Origin of the sequence: Pontibacillus marinus BH030004 = DSM 16465, assembly GCF_000425225.1 — a bacterium.
Taxonomy (GTDB): domain Bacteria; phylum Bacillota; class Bacilli; order Bacillales; family BH030062; genus Pontibacillus; species Pontibacillus marinus.
Genome location: NZ_AULJ01000008.1, coordinates 110,902 through 136,696, shown reverse-complemented (window position 1 = coordinate 136,696; position 25,795 = coordinate 110,902). Strand labels below are relative to the sequence as shown.

At 40.0% G+C, this 25,795-nt stretch carries 21 protein-coding genes and 1 riboswitch; of the genes, 7 read left to right on the top strand and 14 right to left on the bottom strand.

Annotated elements, in window-relative coordinates:
* Positions 1 to 144: 144 nt before the first annotated feature.
* From H514_RS0101830 to H514_RS23820, 4 genes are all read right to left on the bottom strand, one after another.
* Entirely contained in the window at positions 145 to 1,722 is a 1,578-nt protein-coding gene (locus H514_RS0101830; RefSeq protein ID WP_027445408.1) for a sodium:solute symporter family protein, read from the bottom strand.
* Complete coding sequence (locus H514_RS25330) at positions 1,719 to 1,835, bottom strand: symporter small accessory protein (protein ID WP_324604026.1); 117 nt, start codon at positions 1,833 to 1,835, stop codon at positions 1,719 to 1,721. Before H514_RS25330 ends, H514_RS0101830 begins: the two co-directional genes overlap by 4 nt.
* A 114-nt stretch (positions 1,836 to 1,949) precedes the next feature.
* Positions 1,950 to 2,429, bottom strand: a complete 480-nt coding sequence (locus H514_RS0101820; protein WP_027445407.1) for a flavin reductase family protein — start codon at positions 2,427 to 2,429, stop codon at positions 1,950 to 1,952.
* Between the two features lie 284 nt (positions 2,430 to 2,713).
* The gene (locus H514_RS23820; protein WP_051254980.1) at positions 2,714 to 5,143 is read right to left on the bottom strand and encodes a trypsin-like peptidase domain-containing protein; all 2,430 of its coding nucleotides are present in this window, start codon (positions 5,141 to 5,143) and stop codon (positions 2,714 to 2,716) included.
* Between the two features lie 339 nt (positions 5,144 to 5,482).
* Between H514_RS23820 and H514_RS0101810 the strand changes: the two genes are divergently transcribed.
* Together H514_RS0101810 and H514_RS0101805 are read left to right on the top strand one after the other, a co-directional pair.
* Entirely contained in the window at positions 5,483 to 5,689 is a 207-nt protein-coding gene (locus H514_RS0101810; protein WP_027445406.1) for a hypothetical protein, read from the top strand.
* Positions 5,690 to 5,836: 147 nt separating this feature from the next.
* Entirely contained in the window at positions 5,837 to 6,802 is a 966-nt protein-coding gene (locus H514_RS0101805; RefSeq protein ID WP_027445405.1) for an HD-GYP domain-containing protein, read from the top strand.
* A 66-nt stretch (positions 6,803 to 6,868) separates the two neighbouring features.
* On the opposite strand, the gene H514_RS0101800 is transcribed toward H514_RS0101805, so the two are convergent.
* The 5 genes from H514_RS0101800 to H514_RS0101780 form a co-directional block, all read right to left on the bottom strand.
* The gene (locus H514_RS0101800) at positions 6,869 to 7,402 is read right to left on the bottom strand and encodes an REP-associated tyrosine transposase (protein WP_027445404.1); all 534 of its coding nucleotides are present in this window, start codon (positions 7,400 to 7,402) and stop codon (positions 6,869 to 6,871) included.
* Between the two features lie 217 nt (positions 7,403 to 7,619).
* The gene (locus H514_RS0101795; RefSeq protein ID WP_027445403.1) at positions 7,620 to 8,603 is read right to left on the bottom strand and encodes a LacI family DNA-binding transcriptional regulator; all 984 of its coding nucleotides are present in this window, start codon (positions 8,601 to 8,603) and stop codon (positions 7,620 to 7,622) included.
* Positions 8,604 to 8,901: 298 nt separating this feature from the next.
* Complete coding sequence (locus tag H514_RS0101790; protein ID WP_027445402.1) at positions 8,902 to 9,732, bottom strand: carbohydrate ABC transporter permease; 831 nt, start codon at positions 9,730 to 9,732, stop codon at positions 8,902 to 8,904.
* 38 nt (positions 9,733 to 9,770) lie between these two features.
* The gene (locus H514_RS0101785) at positions 9,771 to 10,658 is read right to left on the bottom strand and encodes a carbohydrate ABC transporter permease (RefSeq protein WP_036841691.1); all 888 of its coding nucleotides are present in this window, start codon (positions 10,656 to 10,658) and stop codon (positions 9,771 to 9,773) included.
* 76 nt (positions 10,659 to 10,734) lie between these two features.
* Entirely contained in the window at positions 10,735 to 11,973 is a 1,239-nt protein-coding gene (locus H514_RS0101780; RefSeq protein ID WP_027445400.1) for a sugar ABC transporter substrate-binding protein, read from the bottom strand.
* 229 nt (positions 11,974 to 12,202) lie between these two features.
* Here H514_RS0101780 and H514_RS0101775 point away from each other — a divergent pair, with 229 nt between their 5' ends.
* The 3 genes from H514_RS0101775 to H514_RS0101765 all read left to right on the top strand — a co-directional run bounded on the left by H514_RS0101775 (position 12,203) and on the right by H514_RS0101765 (position 16,806).
* A complete protein-coding gene (locus tag H514_RS0101775; RefSeq protein ID WP_027445399.1) occupies positions 12,203 to 14,365 on the top strand; it encodes a glycoside hydrolase family 3 N-terminal domain-containing protein in 2,163 nt (720 codons plus the stop codon).
* A gap of 167 nt (positions 14,366 to 14,532) precedes the next feature.
* A riboswitch (SAM riboswitch) is annotated at positions 14,533 to 14,636 on the top strand.
* A gap of 155 nt (positions 14,637 to 14,791) precedes the next feature.
* The gene (locus H514_RS0101770) at positions 14,792 to 15,856 is read left to right on the top strand and encodes an LLM class flavin-dependent oxidoreductase (protein ID WP_027445398.1); all 1,065 of its coding nucleotides are present in this window, start codon (positions 14,792 to 14,794) and stop codon (positions 15,854 to 15,856) included.
* Entirely contained in the window at positions 15,853 to 16,806 is a 954-nt protein-coding gene (locus tag H514_RS0101765) for an ATP-grasp domain-containing protein (protein WP_027445397.1), read from the top strand. Before H514_RS0101770 ends, H514_RS0101765 begins: the two co-directional genes overlap by 4 nt.
* Before the next feature lie 20 nt (positions 16,807 to 16,826).
* Here H514_RS0101765 and H514_RS0101760 read toward each other — a convergent pair whose 3' ends face one another.
* Positions 16,827 to 16,982: a hypothetical protein gene (locus H514_RS0101760; protein WP_161625877.1), complete on the bottom strand. Its 156-nt coding sequence runs from the start codon at positions 16,980 to 16,982 to the stop codon at positions 16,827 to 16,829.
* A gap of 196 nt (positions 16,983 to 17,178) precedes the next feature.
* Here H514_RS0101760 and H514_RS0101755 point away from each other — a divergent pair, with 196 nt between their 5' ends.
* Positions 17,179 to 19,095: a BglG family transcription antiterminator gene (locus tag H514_RS0101755; RefSeq protein ID WP_027445395.1), complete on the top strand. Its 1,917-nt coding sequence runs from the start codon at positions 17,179 to 17,181 to the stop codon at positions 19,093 to 19,095.
* A gap of 106 nt (positions 19,096 to 19,201) precedes the next feature.
* A complete protein-coding gene (locus tag H514_RS0101750) occupies positions 19,202 to 21,157 on the top strand; it encodes a PTS fructose transporter subunit IIABC (protein ID WP_027445394.1) in 1,956 nt (651 codons plus the stop codon).
* Positions 21,158 to 21,219: 62 nt separating this feature from the next.
* Here H514_RS0101750 and H514_RS0101745 read toward each other — a convergent pair whose 3' ends face one another.
* The 4 genes from H514_RS0101745 to H514_RS0101730 form a co-directional block, all read right to left on the bottom strand.
* Positions 21,220 to 21,507: a helix-turn-helix domain-containing protein gene (locus H514_RS0101745; protein ID WP_027445393.1), complete on the bottom strand. Its 288-nt coding sequence runs from the start codon at positions 21,505 to 21,507 to the stop codon at positions 21,220 to 21,222.
* A gap of 272 nt (positions 21,508 to 21,779) precedes the next feature.
* Complete coding sequence (locus tag H514_RS0101740; RefSeq protein WP_027445392.1) at positions 21,780 to 23,144, bottom strand: PTS ascorbate transporter subunit IIC; 1,365 nt, start codon at positions 23,142 to 23,144, stop codon at positions 21,780 to 21,782.
* Positions 23,145 to 23,181: 37 nt separating this feature from the next.
* The gene (locus H514_RS0101735) at positions 23,182 to 23,448 is read right to left on the bottom strand and encodes a PTS sugar transporter subunit IIB (RefSeq protein WP_027445391.1); all 267 of its coding nucleotides are present in this window, start codon (positions 23,446 to 23,448) and stop codon (positions 23,182 to 23,184) included.
* Positions 23,449 to 23,462: 14 nt separating this feature from the next.
* The gene (locus tag H514_RS0101730; RefSeq protein ID WP_027445390.1) at positions 23,463 to 25,553 is read right to left on the bottom strand and encodes a BglG family transcription antiterminator; all 2,091 of its coding nucleotides are present in this window, start codon (positions 25,551 to 25,553) and stop codon (positions 23,463 to 23,465) included.
* Positions 25,554 to 25,795: the final 242 nt, after the last annotated feature.

The window sequence follows — 25,795 nt, the reverse complement described above, 5'->3', positions numbered from 1 at the left end:
CAAATATTCTTCACTTCCTCCTCCCTAGTTTTTCTGAATATTATAATTATTATCGTCATAATTTCGAAAATCTTTACTAATTTCGACATGAATCACATAAAAAAATCGCCCCCCCCTTAAAAGAGGAGCGAGAGTAAAATCTGGTTATTTTGCAATGGCTTCTTGTTCAACATCGCCGCTTACACTCTTGCTTTTATCTAGTACACTAACCGCTACGAATACAATAGCTGAAAGTGGCAGCGCATAGAACAACGGATCAATATGTGTCCAAGGGAATGCGAACAGTGCATCTTTACCAAATAAAGCTTTAGATAATCCAAATACACCAGACTCACTTACATGCATGAACAAGAATCCGAAAATACTTACAGCAAAACCAGTAACAATACTCGCGATTGCCCCAGCTTTTGTAGCACCTTTCCAGAATAGAGCTCCCATTAATGTTGGTAAGAACCCTGCAGCACAGATGCCAAACCAGAATGCAGTCGCACGCGCGATTACGCCACCTGGTAGGATGTAAGCTAAAATAATGGCAGCTGTTACACCAACAAGAACCCCAATTCGAGTCATTGTTTTACCATCTTTACCAATACCAAGCGTTCTCATGATATCTTCCCCAAACGCTGAAGCTTGAAGGTGGATCAAAGAGCTTACGGTTGAGATAGCAGCTGACATTAACGTTAGAGTGAACAGATAAATAAACCAGCCAGGCATGACTTCATTAATAAATTTAGGTATAACTAAGTCTGAGTTTCCACCAGCTGCTGTAATAGCTAATTGATTAGATGTCTCCATAAAATATACGTTACTTAGAGGTCCAATCATGAAAGCAGCACCTGTCATAAAGAAGATGAAAATCCCACCGATTAGAACGGAGCGATACAACGCACGGTCATCTTTTACCGTCATACAGCGCATCGCTAACTGAGGTTGCGCTAGTACTCCGATTCCAACCCCCATAATGATCGTACTTACGAGTGTCCACCATAGTGGTGATCCAAGCACTGGCATACTGGTCCAGCCTTGGTGTCCACCTGCAGCGAGCGAATCAGGCACCATATTTTTCATTGCAGATAAAGCTGCGTGACCATCAACAATGCCTCCGACAGCATTATACGTTACAACAAGGAAAACCATCATACCGACAAGCATGATCACAGCACCAAACGCATCTGTGTACATAACGGCTTTGATTCCACCACTGATTACGTACAAAGCAACGATTGCAGCAAGAACAAACAGTGCTACGTTGAAGTTTAGCGACAGTGACTCTTGCAGGAAGCGCCCTCCACCTATTAATACAATACTCGTATAAGCCGGCATGAAAATAAAAATCATAGCTCCAGCAAACACCGTGATAAACTTGGAGTCAAAACGCTTCCCTAGCAAAGATGGAAACGTAGAAACATCTAGTTTTAAAGAGAGTTTTCGGATGCGAGTTCCAAATATAGCGAATGCAACAAAAATACCAAGAGCAATATTTAAGAATGCTAACCATAAGAGACCCATTCCAAAAATGGAACCTGCACCACCAAACCCTACAAGAGCTGATGTACTAATGAAGGTAGCTCCATAGGACAGAGCCATAACAACAGGGTTAATGTTACGTCCCCCGACTAAGTAATCTTGTTTTGTCGTCGTCTTTTTATATCCATAGTAAGCTAGTCCACTCATAATACCGATGTACACGATACATAGTGGAATCAGCACGGCCATATTCATTCTTCATGACCTCCTTTATTCCACATCATAGCGCCATAAACCACACAACCAACCGCCGACAAAACCGTTAAGAGCCATACAATAGCAATGGACGCACTTTCCATTCCTAACATCTCCATCTCCTCCTCAAAAGTGATCTTATGACTTGGCCTAGCTGACTTTATTGAAATCGCTTACATTTTAATGAAAGAAAAAACTCACTCCTTTCCTTGAATTTTTGTAGGGATTTATTCAACTTCAATTTCTCGATTTAAGCGACAGTATTTACCGCCAAAGAACGTAAGAGGTTCCCCTTCATCTTTTACGGCAATATCTTGCACCTCACCTATGTAAAGTGTGTGGTCTCCCGCAGGATGTGCATCATACACGGTACACATGATATTGACTAGTGAGTCTGAAATAACCGGATATTCATGAATCCATTCAAATGGTATGTCTTTTTTCTCTTTAACCTGACCTGCAAAATAATTGGACATATCCTGCTGTGCATCAGATAAAATACTTACAGCAAACTTACCTGAATCCTTAATTTTGTTATGCATCGTTGCATTGTGTCCTACCGAAACACAAATCAACTGTGGGTCCATGGAAACTGACATGAAAGCATTCGCTGTCATTCCATGTACATCCTCACCACTTTTCGTTGTTACGACCGTTACTCCTGTCGCGAACTTCCCCATTGCATTACGAAATGTACGTCCGTCCATATGATCAAACTCCCCTTTCATTTCTTCAATCCTATTAGTTTTGAACCGTAAATATTCTTGGTCCAAACTTTTATCTGAATATTTACATAATTTAAATGTACCATTTGTTGGTGGCTTTCTGAAATATGAATATTGTTGATGAACTATATTAAAAAGATATATTGCGGGTGGTTTCCGGGTGGTGCTTTTTTTCGGGTGGTGCCTGTCACCACCCGGTTTTTGTCGAATAGCAGACACTCTCACGTAAAAAGCTGTCCCACTCAACGTGAGGACAGCTTTTTGAATTAGTCACCAACAACAGCTGATGCTGGTTCTGATATAGAATAGTTTAAATTATGGTCTACTGGAATTACATAGAGTTCATAATTTCCTGGTCCAATTTCTGAACCACTGAATGTAAGTTGTTCTGACCACATTCCTTTTGGACTTCCATCATGTTCACTAGAGGCTTTAGCATATCCAGCAGATTTGTTTTCATACAAAATCACCTTCAATGTACCACCAGGACTTATTGTATCTGGATCTTTCTCCATGATTGCATCCATAATCATAGATGAAGCTTGCTCGCGGGTCACACCATCTTCAAACAATACTACATAGTATCCAGAAATGTCGTATGGTGATTGAGACTCGTCCCCTTCACCAATGTCATCGAATTCAATTCCGATGTCATTAGGAGTTGCGCCTCCTCCTTCTTTGTTATCAATATAAGTAACATTTTGAACTTGTGCTACCCATCCATCCACAATAGTTGCACCGGATACTTCGAAACGATTACCAGCAAGGTCTTGGATGGCACCTGACTGAATGGAAAGGTCGTTTGCTTGGTAGTTATCATCAAACTTTTGACCTTCGCCTAATGTTACTGTAAGCATTGAATCATTAATCTCAACCGTTGCACCCTCTACATTTAAATTAGTTGCCGTGATTGACTCTAAAAATGTTGAAGGGTTACTTACAAACGAAATATCTTCACTAAAGTAAAGATCTAATGTTTTAGCAGAACTTGTTTCAGCATAATCCAGCTCTGGGGATGCATTATCTGTTAATACACCTTCATCAAGCGTCTTTATGATCGCCATTTCGTCATTTTCAAATCCTATATCAAATGTAAAGGAACCTTTCATCTGCTCAGAGTCACGATTCCATTTTGCTCCTACAAAGCTTCCGGATGCATCATCATCCCAATCATTATCTTGCTCCACAGGCTCCCCATATACATAGTTTGCTAGAAGAATGAACTGCTCTTTCATTGCTGAAAGTACTTCTTGAGAATCTTGTTCAGGAAGTAGAATCACTTCTTCCATTTCAATAAGTTTATTGTCAGAGAATATATAATCTCTCTTGTATTCAAAGTTATATGAGTTTACACCTTTATACGTAAGTTTATTCTCTTCCTCTTTTAAAAGAGTGCCATTTTGAAGCATTTTAACTTCTTTCTTTGTCATACCGAGCAATGTTTGTTGCATATTCGAATCTGTTTCCTCAGGTATTACCACTTTTGCTGGTTCACTTAATTCAGATTCAACACCATCTTTAACAGCAACAACGCTGTAATAATAAGTTTCGCCAGCCTCAACATCGATATCTAAATACAAAGAATCTGTATAGCGCGTATTACCTTCGAGAGATTGTAATAGACTATATTGGCCATCTTTGGAATAACTATAATAAACATTATAGAAATCTGCACCATCTACTTCATTCCAATCCACCATTACGCCACCATAAGGTAAGAGGCTAACCCCAACGTTTGTAGGTGGATTTGATGTTTTGGTTTCTAAATCCTCCAAATCATCGTCAAAAAGATGCATCCAATCTTGCAATTCATCTGTTGAAACAGCAAAGTTTAAGTTCCCTGAATCACCTAATACAAACGAAGTGATTCCAACTAACTCACCTTGCTCATTAAACAAACCGCCACCAGAACTACCTTGAGTAATAGGGGCTGTGATTTGAATTAAATCTACACCTTCGTTATGAAAACCGCTTACCATTCCAGTCGAAGCTGTGTTTTGTAATGACATTGGGTTACCAATCGTAACAATCTCATCACCTTTAGTTAGAAGGTCTGGATCCCCAATTTTTACAGGGTCAACATCCATAGGTTCTTCTGTTTTAATTAGAGCTAAATCTGCATCCTTTTTAGCTTTTACAATACCATCAATTGAAAAAGTGTCTCCATTATTTAGAGTAACTTCTCCAGATTGCATACCAGCTATAACATGTTCATTTGTAAGGATTAGACCTTCTCCTACAATAACCCCACTACCTTGAGCGTAATCCGTTTCTACCATAACAACTTTAGGGTCATTGTTTTTAATGATTTCTTGAGTGCTTAACTTCTCTGGTTTTTCTTGTGTAGTAAATGAGAAGTGCACTTCTTTTGAGATTTCTTTACCTCGTGCAGATTTCACACTATCTTTTATGTATAAGTCATAGTTATGATCATAAGCATAAGCAGATTCATTAATCACCTTTAAAGTAGAGTTATTCACCCATTTTAATGTGATATCTTCTAGCTTTTGATCCTCCTCATTTAATATATAGATAGAGTTTTCATCTATAGAATCTTGGTCCATATTGGTGTTAAAATGAACCGTCCACATCTTGTTCACCGGCACATTAGATTGTTGTGATAACTGTGCAAATGAAAGATTTGGATTAATCGTAAACACTAAAGAAAATAAGGCTAAAATTGCAACTGCTTTCAAATGTCGAATAAGATCATCCTCCTATATAATTTTTTGAAAAAATAATCGAATGCGCTCATACTACCATAAGTATATAGGTATTTTTGTCGAATTATGTCTGTTAATCTTTAGGTGTTAAAAAAGAGAACTTATGAATTAGTTAATATACTTTTTTATCCATACTCCAGTGGTGTTGTGTTGTCTTTATGAAACTATAGTCTTATTTTGAGAAATTCTATTCCGACAGGTGCCTGACCCCCACCGCTTTAAAGCAGCGGGGGTCAGGCACCTTCACACGTAAATGCAAGTATATGATAAACTAGAGTTAAAATTTCCAACTATTGATTAGAGAGGTTTTGTATGAGTATATCTGACGTTAGACAAGAAACATTACATAAAATTGTAGAGATCGTTGAACAGGAACATAATATCAAGGTCACAGAAAACAACAAATATCATATTATGCACCTACTGAATCAAATGCACGGCCAGTCACATAGGGCTGGAATGACTGAAGGTATCAATGTCGCTAAACAATTTAAAGAATATCAAAACAATCAAGTATAAAGCTTTTCGTTACACTCCTTTTCCCATTGATCTCACACTTACCAGGAAAAAAACATAATATTTTGATTTAAAAATATTAAATTGTTCCGATACACTTAGATAGTTGAAAAAGACTATATGAATTTCTGGTAAGAGAGAGGGAAGAAAGTGAGACTTATAAATGTTTCCGAATATAAATATGAGACAATGGTATTAGCTAAACCTGTTTATGATTCAAAAAAACGGATTTTAATTGCTGCTGGGAAAAGTATTAACCCTAAAGTTTTAGATCGTGTAAAACAAATGGGAATCAGCTATCTGTTTGTTGAAGATGAAATTTCTAAGGGAATCGATATTGATGATATGCTGGACATGCCTAAGTGGACAGATTGTATCCAAGTGATAAAAGAGTATTTTGAGCAAGTACGAGATGAAGAGGAAGCTAATATTCTACCTGTCCAAAGGGTAGCCGATCAATTAATCGAAGAAGTGAAGAAAAGGCCAACCCTTGTAACCATTCCTTCAGGTGCTATTGACCAAGAGCTTCAACCCTACGCACATGCTGTGAACGTAACGATCTTGTCATTATTAACAGCTAAAAAAATGAGCTACAACAACATCCAAATGAAGGAACTTGCTCTAGGGTCTATCTTACATGATATTGGCAAAATGATTACAGACGAATACAGTAGTCACCCAGAAGAGGGATTTAATCATTTAAGAAGCAACCGACAAATCAGCCTAATGTCAGCCCATATTGCATACCAACACCATGAAACGATTGATGGAAAAGGGGCTCCACGACAGCTTACGGATGTTTTGGAGGTTGCTCAAATTGCTGGCGTGGCTAACAACTATGAGAATCACATATCCAAAGAACAACTGTTACCACACCAGGCGATGGAAGCTGTAATGGCTACTTCGGATGTTACGTATAGCTTTCATGTTATACAAGCATTTAGTCAAGCCGTACCTACATACCCGCCTGGCACAAAAGTTAAAATCGCATCAAAAGAGGATGGTATCGTCACCCGAGTACAACAACACCTGCAAAGACCCGTTGTACGCGTGTTATCGAAGGGAAGAGATATTGATTTGGCAGATCACCCAACTTTGATGATTGAGCCTATGTAGTAAAGTGCCTTGTAAAGTGCCTGACCCCCACCGCGGTGATGCTGTAAAGCGGTGGGGGTCAGGCACTTATTCATTTACATATTCTTTGTACTGTTCTTGCTTAGGGGTTATAAAATGTTTCAATACTTTACTAGTATCTACAAAACCATTATTAACTTCACTCATCATATAGATATTATAACTACTCCATCTGTAAGACTCAGGTGATAGAACAATCCCAGCTTTTACAGGGTTTAAATGTATATATTTACTCACCTCTAGTAGGTAATCAATAGATTTAATGACATTGGCGTAGTAACGTCCTTGAAAGAGATGACCTGTGACTTCATACCGCTTGTTATAATATTTTGCATACTTAAATTGAATAAACTTCATTATCTCCCCGCTAGTATAATTATCTACTTCAATTAACAAATGAATATGATTCGTCATTAAGCAATAAGCATGAAGTTTAAAGGGATACTCTGTTTGACATAGCTTCACCAGATCTAAATATTGATTAAAATCTGCTTCATCATTAAACAAACTACTCCCTCGATTTCCTCGCGCTGTAATATGAAACATTGCTCCCGGATACCAAATTCTTGGATTCCTAGCCATTCATCAACATACCTCCTCTTATAGATTGAATAAAGGTTAATACAAGAAAGAGGATTATGCGAATCTATGAAATTTAATTTTAAGCTCCTATTAACTCCTTATAAACTAAATACACCGAGGGAAAATTCGAAACATAGCATCAGATTTATTCCTATAATATAAAAGTGCCTGACCCCCATCGCTTTATCACATCACCGCGGTGGGGGTCAGGCACTTCCTACTTCACAGACTCTCTCTCAACCAACTCCGTAACCAAACTATAATGCTTTTCAACGTCTTCTCCAGTAAACAATTGAAAAATCATATGAGCGGACAATGCGCCTACTTCGTATTTTGGCTGACGTATGGTCGTTAATGGTGGATTTAAATACTCGGAAATTTGTATATCATCAAAACCAATAATTGAAATATCCTCAGGTACTCGTATCCCATTATCAGCAAACGCTTTCAATCCGCCGATCGCCATTTCATCATTGGCGTAAAAGATAGCGTCAGGTAAATTTTGTTGAGCGATTAACATCTTCGTTGAGCGATATCCGCTTTCTCTCTGAAAATCTCCCGTGAATTTAAAACGAGATTGAAAGGTAAGATTATGCTTCTCTAGTGCATCTCGATACCCTTTATAACGCATTTCACTGTCATGCGAGTTTTTGGGACCACTAATAAACGCAATCGACTTGTGACCTTTCTCAATCAAATGCTCTGTGGCTATCCATCCACCTTGATAATTGTCTACTTCTACATGAAGAATATGCGGATTATCTAGATGACGATCTAAAACGACAACAGGGAAATCAGCATTAGCAGATGCTTTGATAATATCATCACTAATATTATGAGCAAGTACAATTGCACCATCTACTCTTTTCTCTTTCAAAAACTTTGTAGCAGTGGAATCATCTCCACCTATCGCACTACAAGCAATTAGATCATATCCATTCGCTGTCGTAACCTCTTGAATCCCTCTAATTAACTCCGAATAGAAAGGTCCAGATAAGTCTCTTAATATTAAAGCAATCGTATTTGTTTTTGTTCTCTTTAAATCTGATGCGAACCCATTCTTCTGATAATGTAATTCCTCGGCAGCTTGCAATACTTTTTGTAACGTAGCATCGCTTACCTTCTTCACACCATTCAAAGCATAAGAAGCTGTTGAGACAGCCACACCCGCTCGCTTGGCTACATCTTTAATCGTCGCCATTCATATAACCTCCTAAGAAAAGCGCAAGCGCCCGTTTAGCAACGAAGGGACTGGACTGAGCCCGTAGTACGATAAAGGAAACACGATGAACAAAGTGAATCGATGTTGACTTATCTTACGGAGAAAGTATGATCGACTAAGTTCGTCACGTCCTGTGACAACGTCGATCTGACCCACGTCGTGTGGGCCCAAGTCCTTTCGTTGCTGGGCGCTGGAGCTAGACACCGATTCAAAGGTGCCTGACCCCCACCACTTTAACGCGATAGCGTGGTGGGGGTCAGGCACCCTTTCTACTACTCTATTTGATACCCGACATTGTAAATCCTTCTACAATGTATTTTTGGAAGAAGGAGAAGATAATGATAATCGGGATCACCATAAATGCTGCACCTGCCATTTGGAGTGCGAAGTTACTAGCGTATTGGCCTTGTAACAAGGATAGGCCTACTGATAAGGTGTATAAGCTATCATCACTCGCAATGATTAATGGCCAGATGAAGCTGTTCCAACCTGCGATAAACGTTAAAATCCCTTGTACAGCAAATATCGGTTTTGCAACGGGGATAATTAAACGGAAGAAGATATAAAACTCCCCTGCCCCATCTAACCGAGCTGCTTCTATTAAATCGTCTGGTACCGTCGTCATGAACTGTCTAAATAAGAAAATACTGAACGCTACAGCAAGACCAGGAAGAATAATCCCGACCATGGTGTTCGTTAATCCGACTTCGTTTAATAGAAGGTAAACAGGAATCATCGTTACCTGCCCTGGAATCATCATGGTTGCGAGTACTAAAAAGAATAATTTATCTCTTCCTTTAAAGGAATACTTCGCAAACCCATAACCAGCCATTGCATTAAATAGAAGTCCAACAAAGGATGCCAAAACAATGATAACCGTATTTCTAAAGTAAATACCAAAATCTAGCTTGGTAAATAGATGAACAAAGTTTTCAATTGTAGGATTTTCCGGGAATATAGTTGGTGGAAACGCTAAGACTTCACTTTCTGGCTTAAACGCACTCAAGATCATCCATATAAAAGGAATCGATACGAGGATTCCACCCACTACCAATAATATTGTTACTATGGTTTTCTCGACACGATTTTTGTTGTCTCGACTTGCCATGGTTGTCACACCTCTCTTCAGTCATTCCATTATTAATCTTATTCCGATTTACTAAACTTAAATTGAACCAATGTTACAATGATGATCATGATAAATAATACAAACGATGCGGCTGCAGCGTATCCAAATTCACTGAACTGGAAACCTTCCTTATAAATAAATAGCGCAACAGATAACGTACCATTTAATGGACCACCATCTGTCATGACAAAAGGTTCCTCGAAGAATTGCATCCATCCAATTAAGGTTGTAACCGTTACAAAGAATGTCGCATAGCGCAACAGAGGTAGTGTGACATTAAATAAAATTTGAATTCGATTTGCCCCATCCATTTCAGCTGCTTCATAATAGCTCTTTGGAATCCCTTGTAATGCAGCTAAAAAGATGATCATATTAATTCCGATCCCTTTCCAGACAGCCAAAATAATTAAAGAAATTTTAGCAATTGTCGGCTCCTGCAACCAAGGAATCTTATCGATACTGATTAATGACAAAATATAGTTAAGCAAACCGTAATCCGTGTTGTATAAATACCCCCAGATCACAGCAATTGCAACGATGTTTGTGATCGATGGCATGTAATAAACGCCACGAAAGGTCCTGAACAACCAATTACTCCCATAGTTCAGCATAAGAGCAACTGACAGAGAAGATATAATGACTAGAGGTACTCCAATCACAACATAAAACGCTGTATTGTAGATCGATTTTAGAAACTTTTCATCTGAGAACAAATCCGTATAGTTCTCCAAACCAACAAAACTAACATTCGATAAATTGGCTAACCCTTTTAGGTCCATATCCGTAAAACTAACGCCAAAAGCTATTATAATCGGAATGATGAAAAAGATAACCAATAAAATCACGGCTGGTGCAATGAATAGGTAAGGATATTTATTAATTGGTTTGCCAGATAAACGGTTCATTGTCTTACACCACCTAATTCTATCTTGATGTAGATGAAAGGCAGGCGAAATCGACTGATTCCACCTGCGATTCATTTTAATCTTCCGTAATTAATTCCTGTGCTTCTTTATTGAATTTCTCTAGTTCTTTTTCTAAATCCGCATCTCCTACAACAACTTTTTCTAATGTTGCTAATAGTTCTTGTGCAATACGCTCAAACTGCTCTGTTTGAATGCCTGGTTTTGTTTGCTCAAGCTGCTTTCCGAATGTTTCATACATTGGATCGTCTTTTAATGCAGAGTCTTCCCATGCTTCCGTACGAGAAGGTAGTGTGTTAGACGTTTCTAACCAATCTAATTGTGTATCTACTTGTGTCATATAAGAGATAAACTTGAGTGAAGCATCTACTTTATCTGTGTTGTGGAATACAGCAAGGTTTGATCCACCCATGCTTGATGTTCTAGATTCTTTCTTAGGCATTACAGCTGTTGCCCACTTACCTTCTATTCCTGGCGCCTTATCTTGAATAATGTCTATCATCCAAGGACCGCTGAAGAAGATTGGCTTTTTCCCTGTTTTGAAGCCTTGGATAATGTCTCCGCCTTTTTCTTTTTGACTAAGACCTTGTTCAAAATAACTTACATAATACTCCATCGCTTCTTTGAATTCAGGGCTTTCAAAATTCAGATCCTTATTCGCAAGGTCAGCTTCATATCCATTCTGCCATGCAAAAATAAATGGATTGATCTGGTCATTTCGGTCAATATCAATTCCATACTGTCCTTCACCACGGTCAGCTAGCTTTTTCGCAGCATCTTTCAATTCAGACCAAGTATCTGGTGCTTGGTCAAATCCAGCTTCTTTTAATAAGTCTGTACGGTAATACATAACGCGTGTATCTACATACCAAGGAACCCCAACGACTTGATCGTTATATTTCATGGTTGAAACAGATCCGTCGAAGAAATTGTCTTTATTAAATGATTCATAGTCATCCATGTACTCAGATAAATCCTTAAATGCACCTGCTTCAGCGAACTCTGGTACCCAAGTTGTTCCGATCTGTAAAACATCTGGACCATTTCCTGATGCAACAGCCGTTAATAATTTGTCATGAGCTTTCCCCCAAGGAATAGCTTGTACATCTACAGTAATTTTCGGATTGTTTTCTTCAAAATCTTTCACAAAATCCTTAAGCTTCTTACCTTCTTCACCCATAGCCCATACCTTTAACGTCTTTTCACCATCTGCCGATTCACCTTCATCGCCACCAGAACAAGCAACTAATGCAAGGGATAGTACCATCATCGACATAAGGACAAGTAATTTTTTCATTAAGAATTCTCCTTTTTTTAAAAAATGAATAATCGAAACGTTTCACTTGAGGTTATTCTACGACATCATGTATCCGCTTTCAACAACTTTTTTAATTTTTTCTAAATTTTTATGAAAACCCTTTATTATTTAGTGTTTACTTATTGACTCAGAGAATACGGGTCTATATACTTCTACTTAAATCGAATCGAAACGTTTCAAATCATCACACAGTTTGCTGGAGGTAATTATGAGAAACGACCAACTAGAATCATTACTAAATGAAATGACATTACAGGAGAAAGTCGGACAACTTGTTCAATTAGCCACTCCATTTTTTAAAGGAGCTTCAGACCGAGGACATATTACAGGTCCTATGGTAGACATGAATATTACTGAAGAAGATATTGAACAAGCTGGTTCCGTACTGGGAGCTTCCGGCGCACAAGAAACGATCAATATCCAGAAAAAACACTTAGAGGATAACCGTCTAGGAATCCCTTTATTATTTATGTCCGATATTGTACACGGTTTCAAAACCATATTCCCTGTACCCTTAGCAATCGGTGGTTCATGGGACTTGGACTTAGCTGAAAAAAGTGCAGAAGTTGCAGCAAAAGAAGCCGCTATTTCAGGCGTTCATGTAACCTACGCACCTATGGTTGACCTATCCCGAGAGCCTAGATGGGGACGTGTCATGGAATCAACAGGAGAAGATGTGTTTTTAAATAGTGAATTCGCACGTTCGTTTGTACGAGGTTTCCAAGGAGACTTGGTGAACGATCCATACAAAGTTGCTTCATGTGTAAAACACTTCGCAGCATACGGGGCTCCAGAAGGCGGTCGAGATTACAATACGGTAGATATGTCCGAATGGATGCTACGTGAACAGTACCTTCCTGCCTATAAAGCTGCCCTTGATGAAGGCTGTGAAATGGTGATGACAGCTTTCAATATTTTAAATGGAATCCCTTCTACCGGAAACAAACACCTCATGCGCAAAGTCCTTCGTGAGGAATTTGGTTTTGATGGCGTATTGATTTCTGACTGGGGAGCTGTAAAAGAATTAATTCCACACGGTGTTGCTGAAGATGAAAAAGAAGCCGCTCTAAAAGCAGCCGAAGCCGGCGTGGACATCGAAATGATGACGTCTTGCTATGTGAATTATCTACAAGCTCTAATTGAAGAAGGAGAGCTAAAAGAAGAGGTTCTCGATGAAGCTGTCCTTCGAATTCTACAATTAAAGCAAAAGCTAGGCTTATTTGAGGACCCTTACCGTTCTGCTAACCCTGAGGAAGAGAAAAGCGTGATATTATCAGATGAACATCGTCAGGTAGCTAGAGACCTTGCATCTAAATCGATCGTGCTTTTGAAAAATGACAAACAAACACTTCCGTTAGACACAAGTGAAAAGGTAGCACTCATCGGCCCATTTGCAAAAAGCACAGACATCCTTGGACCATGGTCATGGGGAGGCGAAAGCAAGGATACCATAACCGTTGAAACAGGGTTACGTCAGTACGTTTCTTCTGAAAACCTATCAATCGCAGAAGGCTGTGGAATTGAAAAAGGTTCACAAGAGTTGGTTGATAAAGCGATAAAAACTGCAGAGGGTGCTGATACCGTTGTTTTAGCTCTTGGCGAACATTCTGATATGAGCGGAGAAGCAGGATCCTTAACGGACATCCGCCTACCACAAGTTCAACTGGATTTAATTAAAGAAATCCGTGCTTTAGGCAAAAAAGTGATCACTGTACTGTTTAATGGACGCCCGCTTGATTTGCACGGTGTCATTGAGCACTCCGATGCGATTGTTGAAGCATGGTACCCAGGTACAGAAGGCGGAAACGCAGTAGCAGATATTTTGGTTGGGGAAGTAAATCCATCAGCACGACTAACCATGTCCTTCCCTCATTCAGTTGGACAGGTGCCGATTTATTACAACCACTATAATACAGGACGTCCACAAGAATTGAATGACCCGGACTTCCGTTTCCAATCACAGTATCTGGATGCACCAAACACCCCACTCTACCCATTTGGTTACGGGTTAAGTTATAGTACGTTTGATTATAGTGAGGTTACATTGTCATCTGAAACGATAAGTAAAACAGATACGCTAACCGCTTCTGTGCAAGTGAAAAACACAGGAGAAGTTGCAGGTGAAGAAGTCGTTCAGCTTTACCTACGTGACCTAGTAGGAGAAGTTGTACGCCCCGTTCGAGAATTGAAAGGATTCGAGAAAATCCACCTAGAACCTGGCGAATCCAAAACGGTTGAATTCACCATTACAGAAGAACAACTACGCTACTACCATGCCGACATGGAATTAAAGAGCGATAAAGGAAAATTCCAAGTATTTATCGGAGAAAACTGCACAGTAGAAAACGGGAAAGTGTTTGAATTGAAATAAAAATGTGAAGTAGTGCCTGACCCCCACCGCGGTAATGCTGTAAAGCGGCGGGGGTCAGGCACCTTCTGTAACAACATACTTCGACAAAAACCGGGTGGTGACAGGCACTTGACACCTCCTCCCACGCCGTGTATGATTACATTTACAATATATCAAAAAATTCAATCTTCTTATCCAGAGAGGTGGAGGGAAAGGCCCTTTGAAACCTCGGCAACGGGTTCCACGTGAATACCGTGCCAATTCCAACAGGCAGTGTCCTGGCAGATGAGAAGTGTGGGATAGCCTTATACCAAATCCCCTCTTCTTGTCTGCCAGACTTGAAGAGGGGATTTTTTATATATTAAAGCTATAAATGTTAATTAGTAGCACCATTAAACCAAGTAAGTTCATATGATTACTATAAGAACAATGAAGGAGTGGAATGATGTGAGATATGGCTATTGGCTACCGATTTTTGGAGGTTGGTTACGGAACGTAGAGGATGAAGGAATGCCTACCACATTTGAATACGCAAAAAAGGTCATCCAGCAAGGAGAACAGTTAGGTTTTGATACGACTTTAATCGCAGAGCTTTATTTAAATGATATTAAGGGACCAGAACATGACTCTCTAGAAGCCTGGACAACGGCAGCTGGCCTAGCAGCGGTGACCGAGACAACCGAGATCATGGCAGCGGTTCGCCCTAACTTTCATAACCCAGCCATTACAGCAAAGATGGCTTCTAACATTGATCACATTTCAGGTGGCCGCTTCACCTTAAATGTCGTGTCAGCCTGGTGGGGAGAAGAAGCGAAACAATATGGCGGAGCATTCACGGCGCATGATGAGCGATATGACAGAACCGATGAATTTTTAGAAGTTGTAAAAGGCCTATGGGCTGAGGAAAACGAGACCTACAGTTATGAAGGTAAGTTTTACGAGGTTCAGGACACCCATCTCCACCCTAAACCGGTACAAAAACCAAATCCGAAGCTATATGCTGGCGGAGAAAGCCCTCGCGGAAAACAGACAATTGTTGATCATTGTGACGCTTATGTCATGCATGGCGGCACCGTTGAAGAGGTCCAAACAAAAATTGAAGATATGAAGAGCAGACGGAAAGAAGCCGGTAAACCTCCATTTCAATCATTCGGCATGGCAGCCTATGTTATTTGCCGCGATACAGAACAGAAAGCTTTTGATGAGCTGAACCGGATTACACAGGTAAAAGAATCGAGCGCTTATGCTGGTTATCAAGACTTCACCAACAAGTCTCAGCTTGAACAACAAGTGAAGCTTTTAGATTACTCTGTTTCAAATCGAGGATTACGCCCTGAGCTCATTGGTACACCCGAACAAATCGCGGAACGCATTTTAGAGTTTGAAGAAGCTGGAGTTGACCTTCTTTTACTACAATGCTCACCTCAATTAGAAGAAATGGAACGCTTCAGTAAAAAGGTCATGCCTTTAGTTGAAGCAAAACGAACACATAAAAAGGAGCTACAAACATGAGCAAAATTTATATATTACACGAAAACGAAGAATGGACCGCTCACCTAACGAAACGTTTAGAAGAGTTGCACCTTCCCTACGAATGCTGGCACCTCGATCATGGATCCATTGATTTAACCAAGGAGCCACCTCAAGGAGTCTTTTATAACCGAATGAGTGCATCCTCACACACAAGGAATCACCGTTTTGCACCTGAATTTACAAAAGCGGTCCTTTCATGGCTGGAGCGTCATGGTAGAACCGTGGTTAACGGCAGTCGTGCACTTAGTTTGGAATTAAGCAAAGTGGAGCAATATATGAGCTTAAATCAAAACGGGGTTACAACACCTAAAACTCTAGTAGCATTAGGAAAAGATGACATTGTAAGCGCAGCGAAGCAGTTAAACCTCTCCCCTTTTATTACAAAACATAATCGTGCTGGTAAAGGTCAAGGTGTTCAGCTCTTTCACTCTATTCAAGCTCTTGAGGAATATGTATATGGTGCGAATTTCGAGGAACCTGTAGATGGTATTACTTTAGTACAGCAATATATTGATGCACCAAAACCTTATATTATCCGTCATGAATTTGTGGGTGGAAAGTTCCTTTATGCAGTAAAAGTAGACACATCTGAAGGCTTCGAACTCTGCCCTGCAGATGCTTGTTCCATTGAAGATCAATACTGCCCAACTGGAGCAGAGTCAGAAGGTGGAGCGAAGTTTGAGATCTTAACTGAATATCGTGACCCGATCATCGAATACTATGAACAATTACTATATGCCAATTCCATCGAAGTAGCAGGCATTGAAGCGATTCACGATCAGCATGGCCAAGTGTACACATATGATGTTAACACGAATACCAATTATAATACGGACGCTGAGCAAGAAGCGAATATCCATGGAATGCTTGAATTAGCTAGATATTTAGGAAATCAGCTTTATAAAGTATCTCCCCATCAAGCATCATGATGGAGAGATACGCATAAGAGTTATTTCTTCTTAGCATTGGATGCATTAATAGATGTATCTTCATCAGACATGAGAGGTTCATCAGGTATAGAAGGATCAAAATAAGGCTCCCTCTTCTTACCTGATTCCCCCTCCTCATTCTGATTTGATCGACGATTCTTCTCTTCAAAATTCATCCCTAACTCCTCCTTCATTAGAGATTCTCCCTTGTCACATTGAATTTTATGCACGGTGCCTTGCACGGTGCCTGACCCCCACCGCGTTACCGCATCACCGCACCGGGGGTCAGGCACCAACAAAATCCCCGGGTGGTGACAGGCACCGCATTGGTCTATACTACACCTAGGACCAAATACATAAGAAGGTGAAAGCATGCACCCAAGACACCAAAAGTTACTTTCAATTTTACTTAGAAATCCAAATCAATATATGTATGTTCAAGACCTTGCTGAAGAGCTAAATTGTTCGGAGAAGACAGTAAGAAATGACTTAAAAAGCATTGAACTGTTACTTCACGAAGAGGATTGGAAGGCTACCATAAACAGAAAACCTGGTTTTGGTGTTTCCTTAGACATTGATGAGGCAGAAAAATCATCTCTCTATAACTACGTATATCAGGAAGACGCAAATACAGAAGAAGACCAGGATGACCTTGTAATGCGTTTGGCATATGATTTACTAATGTCCAAGTCACCAAAAACGATAAACGGCATAACATCCACATATTTTGCACCGAAATCTCAGGTCAAACGAGACTTAGAGGAAATTCAACATTGGCTCGAAAACTTCGACTTAGCGTTGATTACGAAGAAACGTGTAGGTATTTATATAGAAGGAACAGAAAAAAACAAGCGAAAAGCGCTCGCTCGTGTTCACGACTTAACCCATAAGCAAACGGGTACAGATCATTTGATCAAACGTTTGTTCAATAATCATGAGGTATCGATCATCAAAAATGAGCTAGATTCTTTCCAGCGAAAGCATGAGCTTTATTTTACAGATGACACAGTAAACGGACTCACGCTCCATATATTATTGATGATCAAACGCGTTAAAATCGGGGACCCCATACAACTATCGGCCAATGAATTTTCACAGATAAAACAGAAAAAAGAATACGCATGGACAAAAGAGCTTCTCGATAAGCTCCAGCCCACATTCGTTGTTCGTTTCCCTGAACCAGAAATCGTGTATATCACTTTACACATTCTAGGCGGAAAGGTTCGGTTTGATTCAACAGATGAATCTCATCCCTCCCTCTTCCCTATTACAGAATTTATGATTGAGCGGATGACTGAACTAGGTGAGCTAAGTTTCGATAAGGATATTCAGCTGAAAAATGGATTACAGACGCATCTCAAAACGACTTTGCACCGTTTGGATTATGCATTCTCAGTATCCAATCCGATGCTCGAAGACATTAAGAAGATGTATCCTCATATGTTTGATCAAGTACTCCTTGTATTAGAAGACGTTCAACAACACTTTTCTTACAAAATCCCTGAAGAGGAAGCAGCCTATATCACTTTACACTTCCAAGCTGCTCTAGAACGCCTAACCTCTCAAGAAGGAATTCAGAAAAATGTATTGATCGTCTGCCATATGGGAATCGGGATGTCACAACTACTCCAAACCAAGATAGAACGGAAATTTCAAACCCTAACTGTAGTTGATTCTATCGCCCGAGCAGATCTGTCTCATTATCTAAAAGAGAACCAAGTGGATTTTGTAATCTCAACCATCCCTTTGGAAAACATCCGCACACCTCATATCGTGGTGTCACCATTACTTGAGGCAAAAGATGAACAGAAACTAGAAACTTTTATAAAAGAAAATCCTGAAAAAGAAAAGCAAGAATCCGTCTTATTAACTTTTACCAGCCCTTTTCTTGTAAACCTGCAACACCCACCTGTTCATCGCTATGAACTAATCGAAGAACTGGCAACACAGCTATACAAAAAAGGGTACGTCGAAGAAGAATATATCCACACTTGCTTATTACGCGAAAGATCAGCATCAACAAACATCGGCGGTGGGCTAGCCATCCCTCACGGAAATCCCAATTATATAAAACAATCGGCCGTAGCAATCGCTACATTAGAAGAGCCGATTCAGTGGGGATCTGAGAAGGTATCGTTCATCTGTTTACTGGCTGTTCATAGTCAAAATCGCGAGGAAACAAAACGATTGTTCCAAGAACTATCAGAGCTAAGTGAAAACCCTGATCACGTTCACCGTTTAACCCAACAAAAAGATGCAATGAGTTTTTTAGCTTCGTTAAAATCATAATAAATCACATACTTCCGGAGCCTACGGTAAAGATTTCGTCTTTTTAGATGAGATCTCGCTGTTATATTATATGTAAGCGATTACGAAAGGCGAAGGAGGAACAAACATGAAACTGTTAGCGATTACATCATGTCCAAATGGTATCGCACACACCTACATGGCAGCTGAGAACCTACAAAAAGCCGCCGAAAAATTAGGTGTAGAGATTAAAGTAGAAACGCAAGGCTCCATTGGTGTTGAAAACGAATTTTCAGAACAAGATATTCGTGAAGCTGATGGCGTCATTATTGCAGCTGATAAAACTGTTGAGAAAAGCCGCTTCAACGGTAAAAGAATGGTAGCTGTTGGGGTTCAAGAAGGGATCAACTCACCCGAAAAATTAATCAATCAAATTCGAAATAAAGAGGCAGCCATTTATCAAGGAAACGGGAATGAAGCCTCCTCTGATTCCGGTCAAAAGAAAGATAAGCAAAACCCGATTTACCGTCACTTAATGAACGGCGTTTCCTACATGATTCCGTTCATCGTTATTGGTGGTCTACTTATTGCCATCGCCCTAACAATCGGTGGCGACAAAACACCAAGCGGAATCGTCATACCGGATGATTCATTTTGGAAAACCATCGAAAGCATTGGTGCAGCATCGTTCTCATTCATGGTTCCAATTTTAGCAGGATTTATTGCATACAGTATTGCTGATCGTCCTGGACTAGCCCCTGGTATGGTGGGTGGTTACATTGCCAATCACGGTGAACTTTATGGAAGTGAAGCTGGCGCAGGCTTCCTTGGCGGTATTATCGCTGGTTTCCTAGCTGGTTACATTGCACTATGGATTAAGAACTTGAAGGTACCAAAAGCTGTACAACCGATCATGCCTATTATCGTGATCCCTGTACTAGCATCCCTTGCTGTAGGACTTATTTTCGTACTATTCCTAGGTGCTCCGATTGCACAGGTATTCACGAGCTTAACAGGCTGGTTAGAAGGCATGCAGGGTACAAGCTCTATTTTACTAGCATTGATTTTAGGCGCCATGATCTCCTTTGACATGGGCGGACCTGTAAACAAAGTAGCATTCCTATTCGGTTCCGCTATGATCGGTGAAGGTAACTACGAAATCATGGGACCCATTGCAGCAGCAATCGCAATCCCTCCAATCGGAATGGGACTTGCAACATTTATGAAAAAAAAGAAATATCAATCATCCGAGCGCGAAACAGGAAAAGCTTCATTCACAATGGGACTATTCGGTATCACGGAAGGTGCCATCCCATTCGCAGCGCAAGACCCATTACGCGTAATCCCAAGTAACATGGCAGGTGCTATGGTCGGTGCCGTTATTGCAATGTTAGGTAGCGTAGGCGATCGTGTTGCACACGGCGGTCCAATTGTTGCTGTACTTGGCGCAGTAGATAACGTATTTATGTTCTTTATCGCAATTATCGCTGGTTCTCTAGTAACTGCAACGGTTGCGAACTTATTGAAAAAAGATGTAGAAACAGAAGCAACAGTTTCATCTACTGAAGAAACTCAGGCTGAACAACCTGTCGCAGAAAAGCAACCTGAGGCTCCTGTTGAGGAAGAAAAAACACTAGCAGAAGAGTCTGAAAAACTTGTAGACCTCACAAATATGAACTTGATTGACATTGATGTAGAAGGAAACACAAGAGATGACGTAATTGACCACATGGTAGATCAACTAGAGCAAAATGGTTCGATCCAATCAAAAGATGAATTCAAACAAACCATCCTAGCTCGCGAAGCAGAAAGCACAACAGGAATCGGCATGAACATCGCCATCCCACACGGAAAATCAAACACCGTTACCAAACCAAGTGTTGTCTTCGGACGTAAAAAAGACGGAGTCGACTGGTATAGCTTCGATGGCACATCTGCAAAACTCATCTTTATGATCGCAGTACCGAAAGATAGCGAAGGTGACCAACACCTGAAGATTCTTCAGATGTTATCTCGCCAGTTGATGGATGAAGAGTATCGTGAAAAGTTGTTGAACGTTGAGACTAAAGAAGAAGCATATGAGTTGTTGGAAGAAGTTAAATAAATAGACAGAAGTGCCTGACCCCCACCGCATTAAAGCATCACCGTGGTGGGGGTCAGGCACTTTTATGGAATTTTGACATCAGGTTGATCATTCGTACCATCAATCACAAAGGCAGTGTCTAATGCTTTTGAAATCTGTAGTAAGGTATCTAGTCTAGGACTCGTTATGCCCGCTTCAATCCTTCCAATCGTTGATTTTGGAACACCAACTAAATCTGCAAGCTTTTGTTGAGATAACTGCAGACTTTGACGTTTCGTTTTAATTTGAGCCGCTATTTGTCCTTCAAGCTGAAGATGCTTTACATGGTCTTCTCCTCTTATATTCGCATACTTTTTGAAGAAATCACTCATATATTCACCCCCTCAACAAAATTCAAAAGCTACTACATTACCTACATATTTAACTTCAAATTTTTAGAATCAGACATTACAAAACATGCTTATAGAAAATAGTGTACCGACACTGATAGTATTAATGCTATCTTATGTTATTTTTAAAAACTGCCCCCACTCTTTATCACTTTAAAAGAGTGGGGGTCAGGCACCAGTAACTCACTACACTTCAATTCGACAAATTCCGGGTGGTGCCAGGCACCACCCGGAACACACCATCCGGAATGATACTACGCTGCTTCTGTCTCCTCTTCGTCCTTCCCTTGGACTTTCCATCCTATGAAGAAGGCTACTGCAAGTACTGCTAGTGTAATTAAGATGAATAGAACATTGGATTCAAATAGGCTAACAAGGTTACCTAAGATGACTCCTACAACACCGAAGTCAGCGTCTCCGAATGTTGTTCCTTCAAACCCTAGGGATCCTAGTACAGGTAGAAGTAATGCTGGTAAAAAGCTGATCATGACTCCGTTTGCCATTGAACCGAAAATGGCGCCTTTACGTCCACCAGTTGCATTACCGAACACACCTGCTGCTGCACCTGTGAAGAAGTGAGGAACGAGGCCTGGTACGATAACTTTTAAGCCGAAGATTGGTAATAGGAACATGCTTAAAAGTCCTGCGATGAAACTGGATAAGAAACCAATAATTACTGCGTTACCCGCAAATGGGAATACGGATGGGCAATCAAGTGCTGGCTTTGCATTTGGAACAATTTTATCAGCGATCCCTTTAAATGCTGGAACGATCTCAGCTAGTAGCATACGAACACCAGAAAGGATAATGTAAACCCCAGCTGCGAACGTTAGACCTTGCATAAAGGCGAATACGAGGAAGTTTTGTCCGCCACTTAGATTGTCTTCAACAAAGGTAGGACCAGCAAAACCTGCCACGATGAAGAACAAGATAACCATCGTTAAGGATACGGATACTGAAGTATCTCGTAAGAATCCAAGAGATTTCGGGACATTAATTTCTTCAGTGGAGCGTGAGTTTTTTCCAACTTTTCCTCCAATGAAGGCAGATACTAAATAACCTGCAGTTCCAAAGTGACCAACTGCAAAGTCATCGGATCCTGTAATTTTACGTGTATAAGGTTGTAAAAGTGCAGGAAATAAAACCATAATCGAACCTAGAATAATAGAACCAATAATCACCATAGGAGCACCTGTTAGTCCACCAGTCGTTAGAATAACAGCGATTAGACAAGCCATAAACATCGCATGGTGCCCAGTTAGGAAAATATATTTAAAAGGCGTAAAGCGTGCAATCACGATATTGGCAACCATACCAAATAACATGATCATTGCTGTTTCGGTACCAAAACTATCTTGAGCCAGAGCCACGATCGCCTCATTATTTGGTATAACGCCATCTACACTGAAGGCTTTATCAAACATATCACTAAACTTCCCTAGTGATTGCACCAATACATTAGCTCCAGCTCCCAAGATCACAAATCCCATAACAGTTTTTAATGTCCCGGAGATTGTATCTGCGATGTTTTTACGTTGAGCTACCAGTCCTAGCAAGGCAAATAATCCTACTAATATAGCCGGAGTACCTAATATATCTTTCATTATTAAATCTACCATGTCTCCTTTTCCTCCCTCACTCTTTTTCTATGATTACTTATAAATTGTTCTCTAGTGCTTCACGAAGTTCTTTTTTATCCATTAAATTGTTCAGACTTACAATGTTCTTCTTGCCATCCTCAAGATGATCCACAATATCTCCTGAACCAAGGTAAAGATCTGCTTGTTCTGTTTTAGCTGAAGTTAAATCCGTATGAGATACTTCTGCTTCTTCTCCCATATCTTTTAAAATACTATTTACGTTCATCTCCACAATCATGCTGCTTCCTAATCCGTTTCCGCATACTACTAAAATCTTTTTCATTGTAATTCCCTCCATTAATGTGTTGAATAAGTGTTGATTAACTCGATTACTTCTTCTGAATTTTGAGCTTTTACTAGTTTTCCAATGTTATCTTCCTCCGATAACATGGTGGTTAATTGAGATAGTGCCTTTAAATGCGTTTCATTATCGATGGCAGCTAAAACAATCACTAAGTTTGCGTTATGCTTCTCTTGGTCTGAAAAAGCCACTGGATCGTTTACACGAAGTAAACTCATTCCCAATTGCTCGACACCTTCTTCTGGTCTTGCATGTGGGATCGCAATTTGAGGTGCGATGACAATATACGGACCTAGTTCATGAACATTGTTGATCATGGCTTCGATATAGTTTTCTTGGATTTTCCCTTGTTCTAGTAAAGGTTCAGAAGCTGTCCGAATCGCTTCTTCCCAACTATTCATAGAATCTCGAAACAGGATCGTTTCTGAGGTTAACAGTTCATCCAGCATAGGGGTGTAAGGCTCCTTTTCTGTATGATTTTGATTGGTTTGATAATGCTCCAGCTCTTGTTTTAATGCGTCCCTATCATGAACCGTGGCATATTGATCAATCACCTGTAGCATTTGCTCCACTTCGCTTAAGCTCTTTTCTCCTGGTGATAGATGTTGGCTTAATTGATTCATGACATATTGCTTATCAGAATCAGACAATAGGACGGGTACGTGAACAACGGGAATTTCTTTTGGCTTCAAGTAATTGGTTGCAAAAATAATATCCACATCAATGTCGGTTTCTCTATATTCTCGGAAGGACATTGCTTTAACGATATCTACATCGTTAAGCATGGCTTCCAACTGAGCTTTCACCATATTCGATGTCCCGATCCCGTTCTCGCAGACAATAATGGCTTGATATTTTCGATTCAGCGTCTTATTTTGCTTTTTCAACCAGCCCCCAAAGTGCATCGCAATATAGGCAACTTCATTGTCAGGAATGTTAAATCCAATCATTTCCTCTAGGGGAAATAGGGATTTACGCGTTAATTCATAAACATCGTGATACTGATCTTGAATATACTCAGACATGTCACTGTTCATGGAGACACCATATTTTAGCCTGTAATACATTGGCTTCATATGGGTAAGCAAGTTTTGCTCTAATTGCTCTCGATCTTCAAACAGGACGCAGGAGTATATTTGAAATTCATCAATGATCCGTCTAACGATGTCGTATAACTTTTTCCGCTCCGCTTCAGAAGTGGCTGAAAAATTATCATACTCTACTTTTGAGCCCAGGATCTGGGTCGTTAAATAAGCTACTTCTTCATCCGAAAATTGTATTTGAAATTCTTCTTCTAACTGCTTCTCTAACAATTTTGCTGACTGATAGGCTTTCGTATTGACTAGGACATCGAACTCATCCGAATCGATTTCTAAATTTTGATTGGCTCTGATAAGCATAATGTGAAGCTGGATCGTTAAATACTCTAGCATCTCATCTGTAAAGGTTACGCCTAGAAATTGCTCGGATTCATGGACTAGACTTTTTATAATGTGAGAAGCATCTTCTCTTTCAAAATGATTTGAAAAGATTGCATACACCTCATCCCATAAATGCGACCATTTTTCTTTCGGTTGAATCGTTTGAATGAAATAAGACAAGAGCTTTCTCTTTTTCAGTTCTAATCCTTTAACCTTGTAACCCTTCCCTCTTTCATAGAGAACCCTTAAGTCATAGGATTTCATGTTTTCATCCACATGTTTTAAATCTTTCACAATCGTTCCTCGACTAAATTGCATCTTCTCTAATAACCACTTCATCGTGATCGGTTCAATAGTGGTCAAAGCATACAAGGAGATTAATAGAACTCGTTCATCCTGAGATAATTGATATTGCCATTGGTGAGTCAAGTTGACTTTATCTTTAATAGCATCTCTAGAATGATCAGGAAGATAAAAGCCCTCTCCCCTTTTGCGTTGAATAGGCTCCATGCCTTCACTTTCTAACCACTCGTTGATGTGTCGAACATCGTAATAGATTGTCCGTGATGAGACACCCATCTTATCCTGCAACCATTGCTCAGAGACTGGGACTTGAGAGCTTTGAATTTGATATAAAATATGCGTTCTTCGTTGGTCTAAAATCATAATCAACCTCCATCTCCGGATGATGAAGTTTGCAAAAATATTCATCAATGATCATTGCGTAACCTCAGTGTATAGCCTTTATCTCTAATATGAAAGGGGTTTCAATGTGTAACTTTTGTAAACTGAAACTTTGCAAAATTGCACATTGGGCGGCAATTTCGGGTGGTGCCTGGCACGCCCCGGTTTTTGTCGAATGCTTATGATAATTACGCACAAAAAAAGAACCCAAAAGCGGGTTCTTT

Bases quoted from the DNA above. Each gene is read 5' to 3' on its own strand.
- H514_RS0101755 (WP_027445395.1), top strand. From the start codon at position 17,179: ATGCACCCAAGACACCAAAAGTTACTTTCAATTTTACTTAGAAATCCA.
- H514_RS0101735 (WP_027445391.1), bottom strand. From the start codon at position 23,448: ATGAAAAAGATTTTAGTAGTATGCGGAAACGGATTAGGAAGCAGCATG.
- H514_RS25330 (WP_324604026.1), bottom strand. From the start codon at position 1,835: ATGTTAGGAATGGAAAGTGCGTCCATTGCTATTGTATGGCTCTTAACG.
- H514_RS0101745 (WP_027445393.1), bottom strand. From the start codon at position 21,507: ATGAGTGATTTCTTCAAAAAGTATGCGAATATAAGAGGAGAAGACCAT.
- H514_RS0101830 (WP_027445408.1), bottom strand. From the start codon at position 1,722: ATGAATATGGCCGTGCTGATTCCACTATGTATCGTGTACATCGGTATT.
- H514_RS0101740 (WP_027445392.1), bottom strand. From the start codon at position 23,144: ATGGTAGATTTAATAATGAAAGATATATTAGGTACTCCGGCTATATTA.
- H514_RS0101760 (WP_161625877.1), bottom strand. From the start codon at position 16,982: ATGAATTTTGAAGAGAAGAATCGTCGATCAAATCAGAATGAGGAGGGG.
- H514_RS0101730 (WP_027445390.1), bottom strand. From the start codon at position 25,553: ATGATTTTAGACCAACGAAGAACGCATATTTTATATCAAATTCAAAGC.
- H514_RS0101800 (WP_027445404.1), bottom strand. From the start codon at position 7,402: ATGGCTAGGAATCCAAGAATTTGGTATCCGGGAGCAATGTTTCATATT.
- H514_RS0101795 (WP_027445403.1), bottom strand. From the start codon at position 8,603: ATGGCGACGATTAAAGATGTAGCCAAGCGAGCGGGTGTGGCTGTCTCA.
- H514_RS0101765 (WP_027445397.1), top strand. From the start codon at position 15,853: ATGAGCAAAATTTATATATTACACGAAAACGAAGAATGGACCGCTCAC.
- H514_RS0101810 (WP_027445406.1), top strand. From the start codon at position 5,483: ATGAGTATATCTGACGTTAGACAAGAAACATTACATAAAATTGTAGAG.
- H514_RS0101750 (WP_027445394.1), top strand. From the start codon at position 19,202: ATGAAACTGTTAGCGATTACATCATGTCCAAATGGTATCGCACACACC.
- H514_RS0101785 (WP_036841691.1), bottom strand. From the start codon at position 10,658: ATGAACCGTTTATCTGGCAAACCAATTAATAAATATCCTTACCTATTC.
- H514_RS0101780 (WP_027445400.1), bottom strand. From the start codon at position 11,973: ATGAAAAAATTACTTGTCCTTATGTCGATGATGGTACTATCCCTTGCA.
- H514_RS0101820 (WP_027445407.1), bottom strand. From the start codon at position 2,429: ATGGACGGACGTACATTTCGTAATGCAATGGGGAAGTTCGCGACAGGA.
- H514_RS0101775 (WP_027445399.1), top strand. From the start codon at position 12,203: ATGAGAAACGACCAACTAGAATCATTACTAAATGAAATGACATTACAG.
- H514_RS0101790 (WP_027445402.1), bottom strand. From the start codon at position 9,732: ATGGCAAGTCGAGACAACAAAAATCGTGTCGAGAAAACCATAGTAACA.